The sequence below is a fragment of the Sphingomonas aurantiaca genome (assembly GCF_003050705.1).
Taxonomy (GTDB): domain Bacteria; phylum Pseudomonadota; class Alphaproteobacteria; order Sphingomonadales; family Sphingomonadaceae; genus Sphingomonas; species Sphingomonas aurantiaca.
Map to the genome: position 1 here is coordinate 166,854 of NZ_QAOG01000005.1, position 16,775 is coordinate 183,628.

The following is a 16,775-nucleotide window of genomic DNA, read 5'->3' on the forward strand; positions in this document are numbered from 1 at the left end:
GAAGATCGACCAAATCCCGGGAACGCCATGAGCAGAGACCAGAGACCGGCCCGCACCGTGATGATCGCGCCCGACGCATCGAGCGCGCCACCCCAGCGCCGCGCGAACGATAACGCCGCAGCCACTGGCGATCCCGGCGCGCCCGCCGCCGTCGCGCCGGTAAAGTCGCGCACGCTGCTGCTGTCCGGGCTGTTCCTGTTCGCGTGCGTCGTTGGGGCCGCGGGGGTCGCGCTGGCGCCGTGGCTGCTGGCGGCCCGATGACCGTGCGGTTCGCGTCGATCATCGCGCTGATGCTGGCATCGGCCTCGGCCCCCGTCCCCGCTCCGGGGCCGGCGACCGGCACCCCAGCGCCCGCGGGAGTGCCAGGCGAGACGCCCGGCACCACGGACACGGGCGGATCGCCTACCGACGCCAGCCCAGGCGTTGCCGCCAGACCAGCGCTGCCGCCATTCGCGCCGCGACTGTCCGAACTGCCGCTGCTGACCAGGCCGCAGGGCTGGCAAAGCGCAGGGCAAGCCGGTTGGGAGGCCCTGATCGCAGCGGGCCCGGCGAACCGTCAGGCGGCGCGATGGGCCTATGCGAACGCGCAGATCGCACAGGGCCGCGCGCAGGAGGCGATCGGTGCACTCGACGTCATGCGGCAGGACGAACCCGACCTCATGCTGGTCCCGGCGTTCCGGCTCGCACTCGGCGCGACCTTGGCTAAGCTCGATCGCGCGACGCTCGCCGTCGATGCGCTGACCAACGACGCGCTGACCGACAATCCCGAAGCCTGTGCGTGGCGGATGCTGGCGTTCGCGCGCGGCGGGCTGCCCGGGCCGGCGCTGGGTCAGGTCAATTGCGCGGTTCCGGCGCTCAACGCCCGAGCCGGAGCAGCCCGCGCACCGTTCCTGCTCGCCGCCGCGCGCGCCGCCGCCGATCTCGGCAAACCCGCGATAACGATACAGTTGCTGGAGACGCTTCCCGACCGGGACCCGGCCGCAAACCTGCTGCGCGGCCGTGCGACCGTCGCGCTGGGCGACGAACCCGGCGGGCGGTTGCGGCTGGGGCGGGCGCGCGAGAGCGGCGACTATGGCCAGCGGATCGATGCTGATCTCAGCCTGGTCGAACTCGCCGCGCGCAAGGGCAGCCTGAACGGCGCGGACACGGCGACGCTGCGCCGCATCCGGTTCGACTGGCGCGGCGACGATATCGAGGTGCGCGCGCTTCGCCTGAGCATCGACGCCGCCCGGCGCGCGCACGACTTGGCGGGGACGCTCGAAGCCGGCGCGACTCTGTTCCGTTACTTCAGCGGGGGGGCCGATCGCACCGCGCTGATCACCGAGCTCCAGCAGACGCTCGCACAGCTGCTGGCGCCGGACAGTCCGTTGCCGCTCGACCGGATCGCCGGGCTCTATTGGGAGTATCGCGATCTGGCCCCCGCCGCCGCCGCGGGCGACCTGCTGGTATCGCAGTTGGCGGATCGGTTGCAGGCGGCGGGGTTGTACGAGCGCGCGGGCGAGCTGCTCGATCACCAGCTGCGCGTGCGCACCCGCGATCTGGCGCAGGGGCCGCTGTCGGCGCGCGTCGCCTCGCTCTTCATCCTCGCCGCGCAACCGGCGCGCGCATTGTCGGCGATCCGCGATACCGACACCTATGCCTATCCCGACGAGATGCTCTGGGACCGGCACCGAGTTGAAGCGGTCGCGCTCGACCAGCTCGGCCGGACGACGGAGGCGATGGCGGTGCTCCAGACCGTCCCTGACGCAGCCACGATCCGGGCCGAGATCGCGTGGAAACATCACGACTGGAAGACGGTGGCCGCCGATTCTCCCCCCTCGCTCACGGGCGGCGCGCGGATGAACTCGGTGATGCAGGCGCGACTGCTCCGCTATGCCACCGCGCTGGCGATGCTGGGACGCGAGGCCGATCTGGCGCAGTTGCGCGCGCGCTATGCCGCCGCCTTCACCGGGCTGCCGACCGCCGCGGCATTCTCGGCGCTTACGGACAAGGTCGGGGCGGTCGATCCGGCAGCACTGAGCGCCGCAATGGCTGCGATCCCCTCGGCCAGCCCGGCCGGGGGAATCGCGGACCTGATCGACGCCGCGCCCGAGATCGTCAGTCAGAGCTGACAGCCCAAGATCGTCAGTCGGGACTGACCGGCCGCCGCCGCGTCACTTGCCGGCGCTGCGCTCCGATCGAACAAGCCGCGGCACCGGTCTCGCCGCACCGCTGCGTGCTGCGCGCTCGATTGCACACGCGTAGAGCGCGCCGCCGCTGCCGCTCGCGAGCCACGCCAGCAGCGCGGTCATCGGCATCGCGCGCGCGAACAGATAGCCCTGCGCGATCGAGTATCCCAGGCGGCGGACCTCGCCGAGCTGCTGCTCGGTTTCGATGCCCTCGATGATGCAGGCGAGGTGAAGCGTGGTGCACAGGCCGAGAATGGCCCCCATGATCTTGCTGCCGGGGTCATCGTCCAGCCGCGCGATGAAGCTCCGATCGACCTTGACCTTGTCGAGCGGGAGGCGGTGGAGCGAACTCAGGCTCGAATAGCCGGTGCCGAAATCGTCCAGCGCGATCTGGATTCCCAGCGCGCGCAGTCGACCGATGGCGACGATCGCCGAATCGAAATCGCGCATCAGCGCGGTCTCGGTCAACTCGAAGGTAATGCGGGCGGGATCGGCACCCTGCTGCGCGATCGCCTCGATCAGCTGGTCGACGGTCTTCGCCGAAACGATGTCGTGCGCCGAGAGATTGAACGAGAGCCCGATGGTCTTGGGCAGCACCGCGAGGTTGGTCAGCGTCTTGCGGAACAGCATGATCGTGATCTGGTTGATCAGGCCGATGCGCTCGGCGGTCGCGATGAACCGCTCGGGCGCGATCGCTCCGACCAGCGGGCTCGTCCAGCGCCCCAGCGCCTCGACCCCCAGGATCGTCATCGTGTCGATGCACATCAGCGGCTGGAACACGACATTGAGTTCGGCCTGGAGATCGGCCGACTGGAGCGCCGCCTCGACCGCGCGATCGGAGCGGATCCGCATTTCCTGCTCCGCCGAGAACAGGGCGCAGCAGCCGCGCCGCGTCGATTTGACGTTGTAGAGCGCGTAGTCGGATCGGTCGAACAGCGCGTTCGCGGTCTTGCCGGCCTCGGGGAAGATCGCCACCCCGCCCGAGCAGCCGATCGTGAGGCGCTGCTCGTTGATGTAGAAGGGCTGCGACAAGAGCTCGCATATCCGCTGCCCGGTCGCCTGCACGTCGTCGATGTCGGTCTGGACGATCAGTCCGAACTCGTCACCGCCGAGCCGCGCGACGATCAGGTCGTCATCCGCGACGTCCGCAAGCCGACTCCCGACCTCGACGAGCAGCCGGTCACCGACGATATGGCCATAGGTGTCGTTGATCGGCTTGAACCCGTCCAGATCGAACACGCCGATCGCGAACCGCTCGCCGCTTTCCGTATGCTCACGCAGGATGTCGTCGAGGCGGGAGAAGAAGAAGCGGCGGTTGGGCAGTCCGGTCAGCGCGTCGGTCAGCGCGAGCCGGGCATTGTCCAGCCCCAGCCGCTCGGTCTCGAACTGTTGCGCGGCGAGGATCGCCTGCGAGCGGATCAGCGTGGCAAATCCGTCGAAGCTGTTGAGCAGGACCTGGATCATGACCGCGGAGACGAGCGCGACGTTCAGCGCGATCCCGATCAGGACGGCGTTGCCGATATACAGGTAATAGACGAGCACCGACGTCATTACGAGGCCGTTGACCATCAACGCGATCTGCGGGACGTACACCAGGCAGAAGATGCAGCCGATCACCGTGACCGCGGTGAAGACGGCGATATGCGCCCGCTCGAGCGGTCCGCCATATTGATCGAGCATCGCCGCCCAGCCCAGGAAGATCATCGCCGCCGACGCCGCCAGGATCATCGTCCCGCGCAGCGCGCTTTCCGCGCGTTCGACCGTGATGGTGCTCGCCCGCTCCGCAAACATCAGCCAGAAGATCAAGCGCCCAACACAATAACCAACCAACACCCCCGCCGCCCCGACCGTCAGCCAGACCGGCGCATAGGCATAGTGGGTGTAGGATACCGCGAGCGTGTTGATGATGAGCAGGGCGTACAGCATCGGATTCTGGCGGCGCAGCTCGCCATATTGTGCGATGACGATGCCCGGATCGGGCTCCAGATTCAGCAATGCCGTGAAACGCTGAAACATTCGTTTTTCCTGTCTGCCCTGTCTCTGGACGGGGTGTGCCGGTACTGCGGTTGCCGCCGATCGGAGGCGCCTCGTCGATCGTGGAGCGCCTGGCGACTTGCTCCGCGTCTTTCCTTTCCGGGCAGGAAGATCCGCCCGATGCCCCCAGGGCCTGTCGTGCACCATTCCCTTCGAGAATCCGGACAGCGCATTCAGGATGTAATTGCAGGACCGCACCAACCTTGAGCGGATAGTCGGCTGCCGCCAGCGCGAAGCGTTCGTGACAGCGCGGCGCCTGTCCTAGCGCAGCAGCGCGTGGACCGCGGCGGCCGGCAAGGGCCGCGCGGCGCCAGCGGCGTTTGGCGAAAAATCGCCATTGCCAAAAAGGCGGCGGACCTTGCTCCGCCCGCCCGTGCCACTGATGCGGAAGCGTTCAGCCGCCTCGGTGAGCGCGCCGACTTCGCCGCTCAGGTTGCGCGCGGCTGCCGACGTCTCCTCGACCATCGCGGCGTTCTGCTGCGTCGATTCATCCATGGCGCGAACCGCTTCCGAGATCTGGGTGATCGCGGCGGACTGCGCCTGGTTGTCGGTCGCGATCGTCGCCAGCAGTTCATGGACCTGGCCGACATCGCCCGAAATACCCGCGAGCGCGCCGTCGACCCTCTGGACCGCCTTCACCGCGATCACGATCTCGCTCTGCGTCGCGGTCAACTGGTCGCGCGCACGCTTGGCTTCCTCCTCGGCACGCATCGCCAGCGCGGAAACGAGATCGGCCACGACCGCGAAGCCGCGACCTGCGTCGCCGGCACGGCCCGCCTCGACTGCCGCGTTCATCGCGAGCACGCGCGTCTGGAACGCAATCTTGTCGAGGCCCTCAATCACGCTGTCGATGCCCTTGGCGCTTTCCGACACGCGCCCCATCGACTGCACGGCTTCGGCGGCGACCGCGCGACCGCTGCCGACGGTCTCGATCGCCTGATCGGCGCGCCCGACCGTGCTCTGCGCGGCAACCGCGGTCGCCTTCAGACGGCCGTCCATGCGCGTGACCGCGGCGGCCGTCTCCTCCAGGCTGGCGGCATTGGCTTCGGTGCGCCGCGCCAGATCCTCAGAGGCCTGGGCGATCTCGCTGGACCCTGTCCGGATCGTTGCGGCGCCGTCGCTGACCGACGTGATGAGCGCACGCAGGCTGTCGAGCGCGGCATTGAAGTTGGTCTTCAACGCGGCATATTCGGGCGGGAAATCCTCCTCGATCGCGGTCATCAAGTCGCCCGCCGCCAGTTCCTCGAGATGGGCCGACACCATGTCGACGACCGCCTTCTGCTCGACCCCATTATCCCTTTGCGCCACCGCCGTGTCGCGGAAGGTAAACATCGCCTTGGTCATGCGGCCGACGCAATCGGCATAATCGGTAAACTGGATCGAGCTCGAGAGGTCGCCCGCGGCGAGCGCCTCCATGCGCACGACCGTCGTCACATAGGGGTCGGCGATCGTGGCGCGGAACCAGGCCCCTGCGATGGCCGCCACCGCCGCCATCACGACCGCGACGCCGATCCCGACGACTGGCCCGACGATCGATGTCGCCAAGGTCGCGCCCAGTGCCCCAGTCGCAACGAGTGCGGTCATGACGAAGAACGTCACGAACAGTTTCTGCCGGATCGGGGCAGCTTCACGATACCATGTCATCATTCTATGGATCTTTCGGAGACTGGCCAGAAACAGGCCGTGGATACCCCCATTTTAGAGGCGAATCCTCCCACGCCGTGCGCCTGCGCTGTTTCTTGCATTCGATGCGGAGAATTTAGCGATACTGCCCGTCCGGTGATGCAATACTGTGCCGATGCACACGCTATACCAGCCGGCACGCCGGGCGAGCTGCCGGCTACCTTCCACGGCGCGCTGCGGTCAGCGTACGACGGCGGAGGCCGGGCCCGAGGCCGAATGCCGCGGTAGGGTCGCTGCGTTCGACACAACGAACTGCGTCGCCTGCACCGCGGTCATCGCCTTGCCGAACAGATAGCCCTGGCCGAAGTCGCATCCCCAATCAGCGAGGTGCGCGAGTTGCTCGGGATCCTGGATGCCCTCTGCGGTCGTCGAAAGCCCCAGGCTCTTGCCCAGACTGATCATCGCGCGGACGAGGATATTGCCCTCGCCTTCCTGTTCGAGCCGCTCGATGCGCTCGACGAAGGACCGGTCGATCTTGATCTTGTCGAACTTCAGATCGCGCAACTGGTACAGGCTTGCATAGCCGGTGCCGAAATCGTCGAGCGATATCGTCATGCCTAGATCGCGCAGCGCCAGCAGCAACGTCTTGGTGGCATCGAGATCGGTGATGAGAGCATTCTCCGTCACTTCGATCTCGATCCGCTCGGGCGCGATCCCGGTCTGGTCGAGGATCGCCTTAAGCCGGACGGCGAGCAGCGGATCGCTGAGCTGGCTCGGCGCGAGATTGAGCGACAGCGAAAGGTTGGACGGCCATGGCCGCGCGTCCTCGCAGGCGCGGCGGAATATCTGGTAGGTCATGTCAGTCAGCAGACCGCGTTCGTCCGCCGCGGCGATGAACTTGTCGGGCATGATGATGCCGCGCGTCGGATGATGCCAGCGCGCCAATATCTCGAACCCGACCACTTCGCCGTGTTCGATGCCGACGAGCGGCTGGTAATAAGGGCGGATCTCGCCATCCGCGATCGCCCGCCGCAGGTCGGCGTCGATAAACGCACGTTGCTCTGCAAGATCGTGCATCGACGGGTCGAACAGCTGGCACGATGCGGCGGTCTCGCGCTTGGCGCGGTACAAGGCGAGACCCGCAGCGCGCAGCAGCGCCGACGGGTTCGAGCCGTCCTGCGGATAGAGCGCGATACCGATAGTCGCGCCGACCTCCAGCCTAGAACCCGCCAGATCGATGGGTTTCAACACGATGTCGCGGATCCGCTGCCCAGTCTGAATCACGGATTCTGCACCGTCATGCATCGGGACGACGACGGCGAACTCGTCCCCGCCCAAGCGCGCGATCACGCCGAAATCGTTGCGATGCCGGACAAACCGGTCGGCCAACTCGCACAGCACCATGTCGCCGATTTCATAGCCGTGCATCTCGTTGATCGGCTTGAAGCGCTTCAGATCGATCAGCAGCACCGCGCAGGGTGACGCAGGATCCTGTGTCGCGCGCATGAGCGAGTCGACGAACTGCCGACGATTGGGAAGGCCGGTGAGGATGTCGTTCCGCGCGAGGCTGTCGGCATGCGCCTGCGCCTCGCGCGTTTCGCGATGCGCGACCTCGAGCTCGCGTGCGCGGCGACGGAAGATCTCGAGCGCCCGGACCAGGGCCCCGACTTCATCCTCGCGCTCGCCGCCGCTGACGACGACATCGAGGTCGCCCGCCGCCAGATCCGAAAGCGAGCGCGTGATCCCGGTCAGCGGGCGGACGACCCTTTCCCTGACGTAGCGCAGCAGCAGCAATCGCAGCGCGGCGCCCAGGAGCGCGAGCGTAAACAGCGTCAGCACGATCATGTCGCCGATGAACCTGGCTTTCGCATCCATGACCGCGGAATAGCCGGCCAGCGTGCCGATGAGCGCATCGCTATAGGCATTCAGGCTTCGGTGCGCGACCTTCAGACGGTCTCGGTAGACGATCGCTTGCTGCGATCGCGGTGCACTCTGCACGATCGCCATCCATTGGCGCGCGTTAAGCGCGTACCGAACCCAGGACCGTTCGAACGCCGCAACATCGGCGCGGGCGGATGGCCAGTCGGCGAGATCCTTCAGCATCGCGATCTTGGCGTCCAGCGCGCTGATGTTATAGCCGACTATAGCCGCGTTTTTCGCGTTGGTGGCGAGGACCAGTTCGTCTTCGACGACCCGCTGTTCGGACAGGCGATCGGCAATCTCTTCGGCGGTGACGAGGCTGCGCAAATGGCGATCATGCTGATTGCCCGCGACGCGGGACATATACAGCGCGGAGAGCACCCCGCACGTGACCAATCCGTACAGGATCAGGCCCAGGATCTGGACTCTGAGGAGTGCTGTTCCGATACTTTTCATGACACCCCGCCGGCTCTCGAACCTCTAGTCGTGAAATCGCCCGCGATCGCGTCCGCAGACTTTTCCGATGAACATCCATCAAGCACTCAAGACATTATAGACGGCGGGAGCGGTACCGGCGCGTAGGTCGCCAAAATAGTGTGGAGAGAGTCGAAAACGGTACCGGAGCGTGTCCATCACGACCGCGGCCAGACTAGTGGCTCATGCCGTGCGATTCGGGTGCTGAACACGCCTTTACCGCAGCAATCAGGTTTTCCCATATTATACAAAACCATCGTGATAGATTTTACGGTTACTTAATAATCCTATTCATCAAACACAGTAACCGTCTAAAATCTCGATAAGCGATAGATCCAAATTATATCGGTGATGAAGATTTAGGATAGACCGTCTACTATACAGTATCTGCTGGTCAGGTTCATTTAAAACCGTTTTGGGTGAGTTCGCGGATACGATGGGGCGACATTCCAAACACGCTACCGGTGCGCCTCAGTTAGGTATCGCGCGGACGGAACCCTACACGCTTCTTGCGATTGCCCTGGGCGGCGCGGGATTGCTTGCCTGGTCGGCGGGATATGCGCTGCCCGGAGGGTTTTCCGGCGCGGGCCATGCTGCCAATCCGCTCGCGATGCTTGCCTATATGGCGCTTGCCGGCGCGGTGATCGGCGGGGGGCGCCGATGGACGAAGCGCCGACGCCTGTTATTTGCGGTTCCGCTGGTCATTCTGACGCTCGCGATGCTCCGCCAGGCGCTCGACATGGGGTTCGGAGTCCAGTCGGTCCTTGGCGAGGTGTGGGACCGTCCGCGCGCCGCCGCGTTGATCAGCGAAGTCGAGCCGGTAAGCATGATCACCGTCGCGACGCTGGCCATGCTCACCGCCGCCGCCGCGATCGCCAACCGCCAGGGCCGCAGCACGACATGGGCGGTCATCGGCCTGACCAGCGTAGCGATGGGCGTCTCGATCATCTCGGGCATCGCCGTTATCACGCGCGTAGAGGCGGCGGATGCGGCAGCACAAGCCATGCTGCCGGCGCTGCTGCCGGTCGCGCAGGCCATCCCGATCGGGATCGCGCTGCTGGTGTGGCGCGGGCGGTTCGGCTGGTCGGACATCCTCGCGCTCGGCGCGACCCCCGGCAGGATGTTCCGTCGTATCTTCCCGATCGTCATACTTGCCCCCGCGCTGATCGCGCTGTTCGACATCTTCATAAGCTTCGGCGAGGTGCTTCCGCAGCTCATCGCCGACATCGTCATCGCCGGGTGCAATATCGCTATATTCTCGGCGCTGATGCTGTGGTCGATGGCGATGGTGTCGGCTGAGCATGTCGCGCTGGCCGAAGCGACCAAAGCGATCCGCAGCGAGCGCGAGTCCGAGCTGTTGGAGCAGCACGAGCTGCTGCGGTCGATCCTGCAGACAGTGCCGTCCGCGCTGGTCGTGTTCGACGAACAGGGCACCATCAAGGCGTTCAGCGCGTCTGCCGAGCGGATCTTCGGCCACGACGCCGATCAGGTGATCGGGTGCAATGTCGAGATCCTGGCGACGGGGCCGGGCCGCAACTCGATGGCGTCGCACGTCGCGCGGTATCTGGAGACCGGGCTTCACGACGTCTCGGACGGCGCCCGCCCACTTTATGCACGCCGATCCGACGGCACGACGATCCCGATCGAGCTGCGGCTGGGCGACATGCAGGTCGGGCAGAACCGTATCTTTACAGGCTTCTGGAAAGATATTTCCGGGCGGCTGGCGGACGCGGAACGGCTGGCGGCGATACGTGGCGAATTGCTACACGTGTCGCGCTTGAGCGCAATGGGCGAGATGGCGGCGGGGCTTGCGCACGAGCTGAACCAGCCACTGGCCGCGATGGTCTATTTCCTCGGCGCGATCGAGCATCTGCCCGACGACGACACGCAACGCGAACGCGGACTGGCGCTGATCCGGATGGCGTCCCAGCAAGCGCTGCGCACCGGCGAGATCATCCGCCGCATGCGCACGTTCACCAGCAACGACGACGCGGAGGCACGTAACGAGCCGATCGCCGAGATCCTCGACGACGCGGTCGCAGTGACGTTCCTCGACGGCGGACGGTACGACATCCAGCTCGTCTTCGATATCGACCCGGCCGCGGTCAACGTGCTCGCCGACCGGGTCCAGATCCAGCAGGTGTTCGTCAACCTGCTCCGCAACGCGATGGACGAGCTGAGCAAATGCCCTCCTGAAAATCGCATGATCACGATCACCACCAAGTTGATCGACTCCGAGACGGTGGCGTTCAGCGTCGCCGATACCGGGCCGGGTATCGACGCGACGATGATCGAACAGCTCGGCATGCCGTTCCTCACGACCAAACACGGCACCGGCATGGGCCTTGGGCTGTCGATCTCGCGCCGCATCATCGAGGCGCATGGCGGCACACTGACCGCCGCCAACCGACCGGAGGGTGGCGCGATCTTTCGCTTCACCCTGCCCCATATCGACGTCTAGCGCCCACAGGAGAGTCCGATGGCAACCCGCAGCATCTACATCGTCGACGACGACCAGTCAGTCCGCGCCGGATTACAGAGCCTGCTGGCGACACAACCCAGCCTGATGGTCTTCACGTTTCGATCGGGCGAGGACTTCATGGCGCAGATCGACGAACTGGAGCCCGGCTGCATCCTGCTCGACTACAACATGCCGGGGATGAACGGGCTCGACGTGCTGGAGGCGATAGCCGATCTGCCAAGCCGGTTCGGCGCCATCATCCTGACCGGACAGGGCGCGATCTCGGTAGCGGTGCGGGCGTGGAAACTGGGCGCGCTGGATTTCCTCGAAAAGCCCTGCGATCCGGGCCTGCTGTTGCAGGCGGTCGAGGGCGCGTTCAAGATCATCGAGCAGGATCAGCAAAAGGCCTCGGTCGCCGAACGCGCGCGCAAGAGCGTCGATAGCCTGACGCAGCGCGAGCAGGACGTGCTGCTCGGCCTGATCGAGGGACGCGCCAACAAGCTGATCGCCTATGATCTCGACATCAGCCCGCGGACGGTGGAGATTCATCGTGCCAAGCTGATGACGAAGCTCGGCGTGCGCAGCCTGTCCGAGGCGTTGCGCATCGCGTTTGCGGCAGGACTCGTTCCGATCGAATGATCAGAGCGCCGGCTGGCTTCGCCATCGCTGGATGATCGGCGGGATCGCAGCCGGGGCACTATGGCGGTCGACCAGCGCGACACCCTCATTTTCGGGGACAGACTCGTGTAGCGTGTGCGCGATGATGATCACGAACCCTGTCCAGCACTGATCACGCAACGTCTCCGTCCAGTCGCGCGGTGCCGACGCGATCAACGGCTCTTCGATGACCAGGATCGCCCGGTCGCGCAGCGTCGCGTCGAGCGTCGGATCGAGATGATCGGCGGTTGAGATCGGCGTTTCGCCGGCCATGGTGAGATATGCCGCAAGAATGGATCGCAAACCAGGATCCACGATCGCCAGGATCAGCGGCCGCCGCATCGCGTTCAACACCCTTTCACGGATCTGGGGTTCGCATCCTGGAACATCGCAGCCTTATACACACCATTGTGAGTATAGTTATACCGCAAAATTAAGTATAACTACCTATTCCGACCCAGTCTTGCACAGTCCCGCTGCGAATATCACGCATTTGCAGCAACCACATAGAGACCTGACAAGACGTGCTACGCCTTTACCTATTTTTACTATAGCGCGGGTGAATCACCATGGTGCGAACTACGTAATCATCGCATCGCGACAGCTGATCAGCGGTGCCCCCGATCCATGCGTCAAAGTCCTGTAGCGGATAGGATCGGCAGGCCATCGTTCGTGCCGGGGCGGGTAAAGAGCCTGCGCCGATCAGTCAGCCCGGCAGGCCGGTGCCCGACAACCCGTCGATGATATCGCGGTTGACCGCGATCAGGTCGTCGATCGATTCCTGGCCGACGACGACGTGGCTGGTGAACTGATCGACCCACAAGGCGAGCGACACAATGCTTGCGCGCATCGCGGGAGGCAGCGCGTTGCCGCTGCTGCCGCAGGCGGATGAGAAGGTGCTCCACAATTCGCGATTGCGGTGCAGCGGTTCGATCAGCGCGCCGCCGATCCGGCCGGCATCGCGCGCCTGGACCATCTCGCGGGTGATCTCGCACATCAGACGACGCTCGGCCTGCCGGGGCGTTTCGACGATGCTGCGGGCGCGTTGATAGGCGTTGAGCGACATGACCATTCCTCCGGGCTGATACCGCATTCTAGACGGTTCGGCCGAGGATGTGCGCCCGCACGCGCACTGCGCCGGTCCTCCTATAATGAAAGAGCGCATTTTCTCATCGACTTTCCCAAGCCGAGGACCAGCCCTCATGACCGACACGATCCTCGCCTGCGATCTTGCAACCGCGCTCGACGCGCGGCCCGACCTGCGCGTCCTGTCGCTCGACTGTTTCGATACGCTACTCTGGCGCGATACGCATGCGCCGCAGGACGTATTCGGCGCGCTTGGCGCGCCCAATCCACAACAGCGCGTCTGGGCCGAACAGCGCGCGCGGGGCACCGCAGCGCTTCGACGGCGGCGCAACGAGGTAGGCATCGCCGAGATCTATGCCGAACTCGCGCCGAACGCGACTGCCGAGGCGCGGGCGGCGATGGTCGCGCACGAACTGGCGACCGAGGCGCACCACTGTTTCGGCTTCGCGCCGGTGATCGCGCTGATGCAGGCGGCGCGCGCGCGCGGGCTGATGGTGATCATCGTCAGCGACACCTATCTCGACAAGCAGCAGCTCGGCGCGCTGATCGCCACCGCGGCGGGCGACGACGTCCGAGCGCTGATCGACCGGATCTTCTGCTCGTCGGAATATGGCGTTTCGAAGGGTGAGGGTCTGATCGGCAAGGTCGTGGCGGAGTTGCAGCTGCGGCGCGAAACGGTCCTGCATATCGGCGACAACCGCGCCGCGGATCTGATCGCGGGGCAGAAGGCGGGCGTGCGCGCGCTGCATCTGAAGCAATTCTGCGCGAGCACCGAGCAACGCCTGCGGCTCGAAGCGGCGACGAGCGCGATGATCCACGCGGGCGGGCCCAATGCGCAGCCACACCGCGCGTCGATCGCGATCGCGGAGCCGGGGATCGACGATCCGGCGGAGCGCCTCGGCTATACCACGATCGGGCCCGTGCTCCGCGGCTTTGCGGACTGGATCGCGCAGGAGGCGGCGATGCTGCGCGCGTCGTCAGGGCACCGGGTGCATGTCCTGTTCCTGATGCGCGACGGCCATCTGCCGAAACTCGTCCAGGACGCGGTGGCGCCGGATGCGGACGCGCACGCGATCGAGATCAGCCGCTTCACCGCGACCGCGGCGACGCTTGCGAGCGAGGCCGACGTGACGCGCTATCTCGAGGGGGATCCGCTTCCAGCGCGCCTACAGCGCCTCGTCGAAGATCGTCACCACGGTCGACGAGATGCTGCAGGAAATGAACGCGCTGAAGCGGTGATCGGATCGTGTGACGATCGGGTGGGCGCGCCAGCCCACCCGGCCCTGCCTCGCACGCGGGGCAAAACCGGTGGGGAAACGCGCGCGTGTCGTTGAACGAGATCATGTCGGCCGCAATTTCGGGGCTTGCCGCGTCGCAGGCCGGCCTGCGGTCGGTATCCAACAATATCGCCAATGTCGGCACCCCCGGTTACGCGCGCCAAACCGTCAGCCAGGCGACCGGCGTGGCGGCCGGGCTGGTCAACGGCGTGACGGTCGGTGAACCCGCGCGGATCGCGGACAGCTTTCTCGAGGCAACCGTGTATCGGCGCGCGGGCGACATCGGATCGGCCACCGTCACTGCCGCCTATCTCGATCGCCTCCAGTCGCTGATCGGCGCGCCGGGGGCGGAATACGGCCTGCCCGCGCGACTCGACGCGATCGCCTCGTCCGCAGTCGCAATGACGGGCACGCAGACCTCCGCGCAGACCGCCGCAGGGTTCACCGCCGACGTGCAGGACGCGATCACCTCGATCAACCAGCTCGGCACCGACGTTGCCGGGCTGAAATCCGACGTCCAGTCCGAAGTCGGCCAGTCGGTCGATCGGATCAACAGTTTGCTGGTGCGGATCAACGACCTCAACGGCAGCGCCGCGCGGCTCGACGGGAATGGCCGCAGTTCGGCCGGCGTTGTCGACCAGCGCATGTCGGCGATCGAGGAACTGAGCGGGCTGGTGAAGGTGATCGTCCGCGACCAGCCCGATGGCCGCGTGTCGATCGACACCGCATCGGGCATCCCGCTGCTCGACAACCGGTTGCGCCAATTGGTGATGCCCGCCTCGTCCAGTTTCGGGCCGCAGACCAACTTTCCGGTGATCGCGCTGCGCTTTGCCGATGGTGGCGCGACGGTCGGTGCGGCGACGGGCGACGTGCTCGACTCGGCGGCGGTCGGGGGCAAGCTCGGCGGGCTGCTCGACCTGCGCGACCGCGCACTGCCCGATTTCACCGAGAAGCTCGGCGTGCTCTTCACTGGGCTGTCGCAGACGCTCAATGCCGCGTCGAACGCCGCCACGACGGTGCCCGCCCCGGCGCAGCTGCTCGGCCGGCAATCGGGGCTGGTCGGCAGCGATCGGCTGGGGTTCACGGGCTCGGCCGTCTTTGCCGTCACCTCGGGCAAGGGCGCGCTGGTCGCGTCGACGACGATCGACTTTTCCGCGCTGGGGCCGACGACCACGGTCAACGCGGCGGTCGCCGCGATCAACACCGGGCTGGGGGGCGCCGCGACCGCGTCCTTTACCGGCGGCATCCTGTCGATCACCGCGACGGGTGCGGGCAACGGCGTGGTCATCGCGCAGGACCCGACCGCGCCGAGCGACCGGGCGGGCGTCGGCCTGTCGCAATATTTCGGCATGAACGACCTGATCCGCAGCACCGGCAGCCCGCTGGTGCCATCTGGGTTCATGGCCGCCGATCCGCACGGCTTCGCCAGCGGGCAGTCCGCGCAAATCGTGCTGCGCGATGCGTCGGGCCGGGCGATGAGCAGCTACACGATGACCGGGTCTGTCGGGCCGACCTTCGGCGATCTCGTCACTGAGCTGAACGCGAGCCCGATCGCCGGCTTCGGCAGCTTTGCGATGGACCCCAAGGGGCGCATCCAGTTCTCGCCGAAGCCCAATGTCGGCGGCGCGGTGCTGTCGGTGCCGTCGGATACCACCGACCGGTTCGGCTCGGGGCGGTCGTTCTCGAGCATCGTCCAGCTGACCGGCGCGTCGAGCGGAGTCGCGAGCGCAGGCGTGCGCCCCGACATTCTCGCAAATGCGGGCAAGCTGGGGCTCGCGCAGCTCCAGACGGGTATCGCGGTCGGGGCAAAGGCGCTGGGGACGGGCGACGTCCGCGGCGCAACGCTCTACGCCGACCGGCTGGCGGGCCAGGTCGATCTGGGCAAGAACGGAGTCACCTCGACCGCTGCGTTCGCCGCGCATCTGCTCGGCAACGCCGGATCCGCCGCGGCGCAGGCGAAATCCTCGCTCGACGATGCGACCGCGCGGCGCGACGATGCCGTCAACCGGCGCGACAGCTTCTCCGGCGTCAACATCGACGAGGAGCTGGCGCAGATGGTCGTGCTCCAGAACAGCTATTCCGCGGCCGCGCGCGTCATCAGCACCGCCAGCCAGATGTACGACACCCTCATTTCGATGATCCGCTGAAGGAACGCTCATGTCCCGCGTCGCCACCATTCCGCTCCAGCGCAGCATGTCGGTTGCGATCCAGCGCGCGCAACAGCTGCTCGCCACCACGCAGCAGCAGCTGGCGACGGGCAAGAAGGCGCCCGACTATGCCTCGCTCGGCACCGAGGCGGTCCGGACGCTGTCGACGCATTCGCTGATGGCGCAGCAGGACGCCTATGTCGCGGTCGCGACGCGCGTCGCCACCACGCTGTCGCTCAACGATGCGCATATGGCCACTATCGATAGCGCTGCGAGTACGCTTAAGCAGGAGCTGATGACCGCGGTCGGCACTGGCCGCGCGGCGGGTTTAAGCGACAGCATCACCGCGGCGTTCGGCCAGTTCCGCGCGGCGCTCAACGCGAGCGACGGGGGCGGATCGCTGTTCGGCGGATCGCAGACCGACACCGCGCCGTTCGTGCCCGAGACGCTCGCCGACACGATCGGCATCCCCGCCAGCGCCGCCTTCGCCAATGACGGGGTGAAGGCGACGGTGCGCGCCGCCGACGGGCTCGACGTCGAATATGGCGTGACCGCGAGCGATATCGGATCGGGGCTGTATGCGGCGTTTCAGACGCTCGCGGGCGCCGGCGCGATCGGCGACCCGCCGACCGCCGCGCAGCTCGGCATCCTGTCCACTGCGGCGGGACAGATCGATACCGGATTGGAGAGCCTACGCACCGTCAACGCCGAGAACGGCCGCAAACAGGCGCAGACCGAAACGCTGTCGGTGCGCGCGGGCGATCGCAGCACCTTGTTGCAGGGGATCATCCAGGACAATGAGGATGCCGATCTGGGCCAGGTGGCCATCGACCTCGCGCAGCAGAAGACGATGCTGCAGGCGAGCTATTCGGTGTTCGCGCAACTCTCCGGGCTCAGCCTGTCCAGCTATCTGCGCTAGCCGCCCGAC

At 66.3% G+C, this 16,775-nt stretch carries 11 protein-coding genes and 2 pseudogenes; 8 read left to right on the forward strand and 5 right to left on the reverse strand.

Going from position 1 to position 16,775, the window contains the following annotated elements:
- Nucleotides 1-27 precede the first annotated feature (27 nt).
- The gene (locus C8J26_RS14920; RefSeq protein WP_146168851.1) at nt 28-261 is read left to right on the forward strand and encodes a hypothetical protein; all 234 of its coding nucleotides are present in this window, start codon (nt 28-30) and stop codon (nt 259-261) included.
- Nucleotides 258-2,111, forward strand: a complete 1,854-nt coding sequence (locus C8J26_RS14925) for a hypothetical protein (RefSeq protein WP_107959062.1) — start codon at nt 258-260, stop codon at nt 2,109-2,111. The genes C8J26_RS14920 and C8J26_RS14925 overlap by 4 nt, the downstream gene beginning before the upstream one ends.
- A 42-nt stretch (nt 2,112-2,153) precedes the next feature.
- Here C8J26_RS14925 and C8J26_RS14930 read toward each other — a convergent pair whose 3' ends face one another.
- The 3 genes from C8J26_RS14930 to C8J26_RS14940 all read right to left on the reverse strand — a co-directional run bounded on the left by C8J26_RS14930 (nt 2,154) and on the right by C8J26_RS14940 (nt 8,201).
- On the reverse strand, nt 2,154-4,184 hold the full coding sequence (locus tag C8J26_RS14930) for a putative bifunctional diguanylate cyclase/phosphodiesterase (protein WP_167398855.1): 2,031 nt from the start codon (nt 4,182-4,184) through the stop codon (nt 2,154-2,156).
- Between the two features lie 279 nt (nt 4,185-4,463).
- On the reverse strand, nt 4,464-5,849 hold the full coding sequence (locus C8J26_RS14935; RefSeq protein WP_107959064.1) for a methyl-accepting chemotaxis protein: 1,386 nt from the start codon (nt 5,847-5,849) through the stop codon (nt 4,464-4,466).
- Nucleotides 5,850-6,065: 216 nt separating this feature from the next.
- On the reverse strand, nt 6,066-8,201 hold the full coding sequence (locus tag C8J26_RS14940) for a putative bifunctional diguanylate cyclase/phosphodiesterase (RefSeq protein WP_107959065.1): 2,136 nt from the start codon (nt 8,199-8,201) through the stop codon (nt 6,066-6,068).
- A gap of 553 nt (nt 8,202-8,754) precedes the next feature.
- Between C8J26_RS14940 and C8J26_RS14945 the strand changes: the two genes are divergently transcribed.
- Together C8J26_RS14945 and C8J26_RS14950 are read left to right on the forward strand one after the other, a co-directional pair.
- On the forward strand, nt 8,755-10,680 hold the full coding sequence (locus tag C8J26_RS14945; RefSeq protein WP_208631405.1) for a PAS domain-containing sensor histidine kinase: 1,926 nt from the start codon (nt 8,755-8,757) through the stop codon (nt 10,678-10,680).
- An 18-nt stretch (nt 10,681-10,698) separates the two neighbouring features.
- Nucleotides 10,699-11,319, forward strand: coding sequence for a response regulator transcription factor (locus C8J26_RS14950; protein WP_107959067.1), 621 nt, complete (start codon nt 10,699-10,701; stop codon nt 11,317-11,319).
- On the opposite strand, the gene C8J26_RS14955 is transcribed toward C8J26_RS14950, so the two are convergent.
- Entirely contained in the window at nt 11,320-11,640 is a 321-nt protein-coding gene (locus C8J26_RS14955; protein WP_208631406.1) for a hypothetical protein, read from the reverse strand.
- A 403-nt stretch (nt 11,641-12,043) separates the two neighbouring features.
- On the reverse strand, nt 12,044-12,403 hold the full coding sequence (locus C8J26_RS14960) for a flagellar biosynthesis regulator FlaF (RefSeq protein WP_107959199.1): 360 nt from the start codon (nt 12,401-12,403) through the stop codon (nt 12,044-12,046).
- A 136-nt stretch (nt 12,404-12,539) separates the two neighbouring features.
- Here C8J26_RS14960 and C8J26_RS21090 point away from each other — a divergent pair.
- From C8J26_RS21090 to C8J26_RS14980, 4 genes and pseudogenes are all read left to right on the forward strand, one after another.
- Nucleotides 12,540-13,145: pseudogene (locus tag C8J26_RS21090) on the forward strand (HAD family hydrolase); the annotation flags it as partial.
- A gap of 427 nt (nt 13,146-13,572) precedes the next feature.
- Nucleotides 13,573-13,662: pseudogene (locus C8J26_RS14970) on the forward strand (flagellar basal body rod C-terminal domain-containing protein); the annotation flags it as partial.
- 103 nt (nt 13,663-13,765) lie between these two features.
- Nucleotides 13,766-15,847, forward strand: a complete 2,082-nt coding sequence (locus C8J26_RS14975; RefSeq protein WP_244185336.1) for a FlgK family flagellar hook-associated protein — start codon at nt 13,766-13,768, stop codon at nt 15,845-15,847.
- 10 nt (nt 15,848-15,857) lie between these two features.
- Complete coding sequence (locus C8J26_RS14980; RefSeq protein WP_107959070.1) at nt 15,858-16,766, forward strand: flagellin; 909 nt, start codon at nt 15,858-15,860, stop codon at nt 16,764-16,766.
- The last annotated feature ends 9 nt before the right edge of the window (nt 16,767-16,775 follow it).

What these genes read in the sequence shown, in the direction of transcription:
- C8J26_RS14940 (WP_107959065.1), bottom strand. Translation starts at nt 8,201, where the DNA reads ATGAAAAGTATCGGAACAGCACTCCTCAGAGTCCAGATCCTGGGCCTG.
- C8J26_RS14975 (WP_244185336.1), top strand. Translation starts at nt 13,766, where the DNA reads ATGTCGGCCGCAATTTCGGGGCTTGCCGCGTCGCAGGCCGGCCTGCGG.
- C8J26_RS14935 (WP_107959064.1), bottom strand. Translation starts at nt 5,849, where the DNA reads ATGATGACATGGTATCGTGAAGCTGCCCCGATCCGGCAGAAACTGTTC.
- C8J26_RS14920 (WP_146168851.1), top strand. Translation starts at nt 28, where the DNA reads ATGAGCAGAGACCAGAGACCGGCCCGCACCGTGATGATCGCGCCCGAC.
- C8J26_RS14980 (WP_107959070.1), top strand. Translation starts at nt 15,858, where the DNA reads ATGTCCCGCGTCGCCACCATTCCGCTCCAGCGCAGCATGTCGGTTGCG.
- C8J26_RS14960 (WP_107959199.1), bottom strand. Translation starts at nt 12,403, where the DNA reads ATGTCGCTCAACGCCTATCAACGCGCCCGCAGCATCGTCGAAACGCCC.
- C8J26_RS14930 (WP_167398855.1), bottom strand. Translation starts at nt 4,184, where the DNA reads ATGTTTCAGCGTTTCACGGCATTGCTGAATCTGGAGCCCGATCCGGGC.
- C8J26_RS14950 (WP_107959067.1), top strand. Translation starts at nt 10,699, where the DNA reads ATGGCAACCCGCAGCATCTACATCGTCGACGACGACCAGTCAGTCCGC.
- C8J26_RS14925 (WP_107959062.1), top strand. Translation starts at nt 258, where the DNA reads ATGACCGTGCGGTTCGCGTCGATCATCGCGCTGATGCTGGCATCGGCC.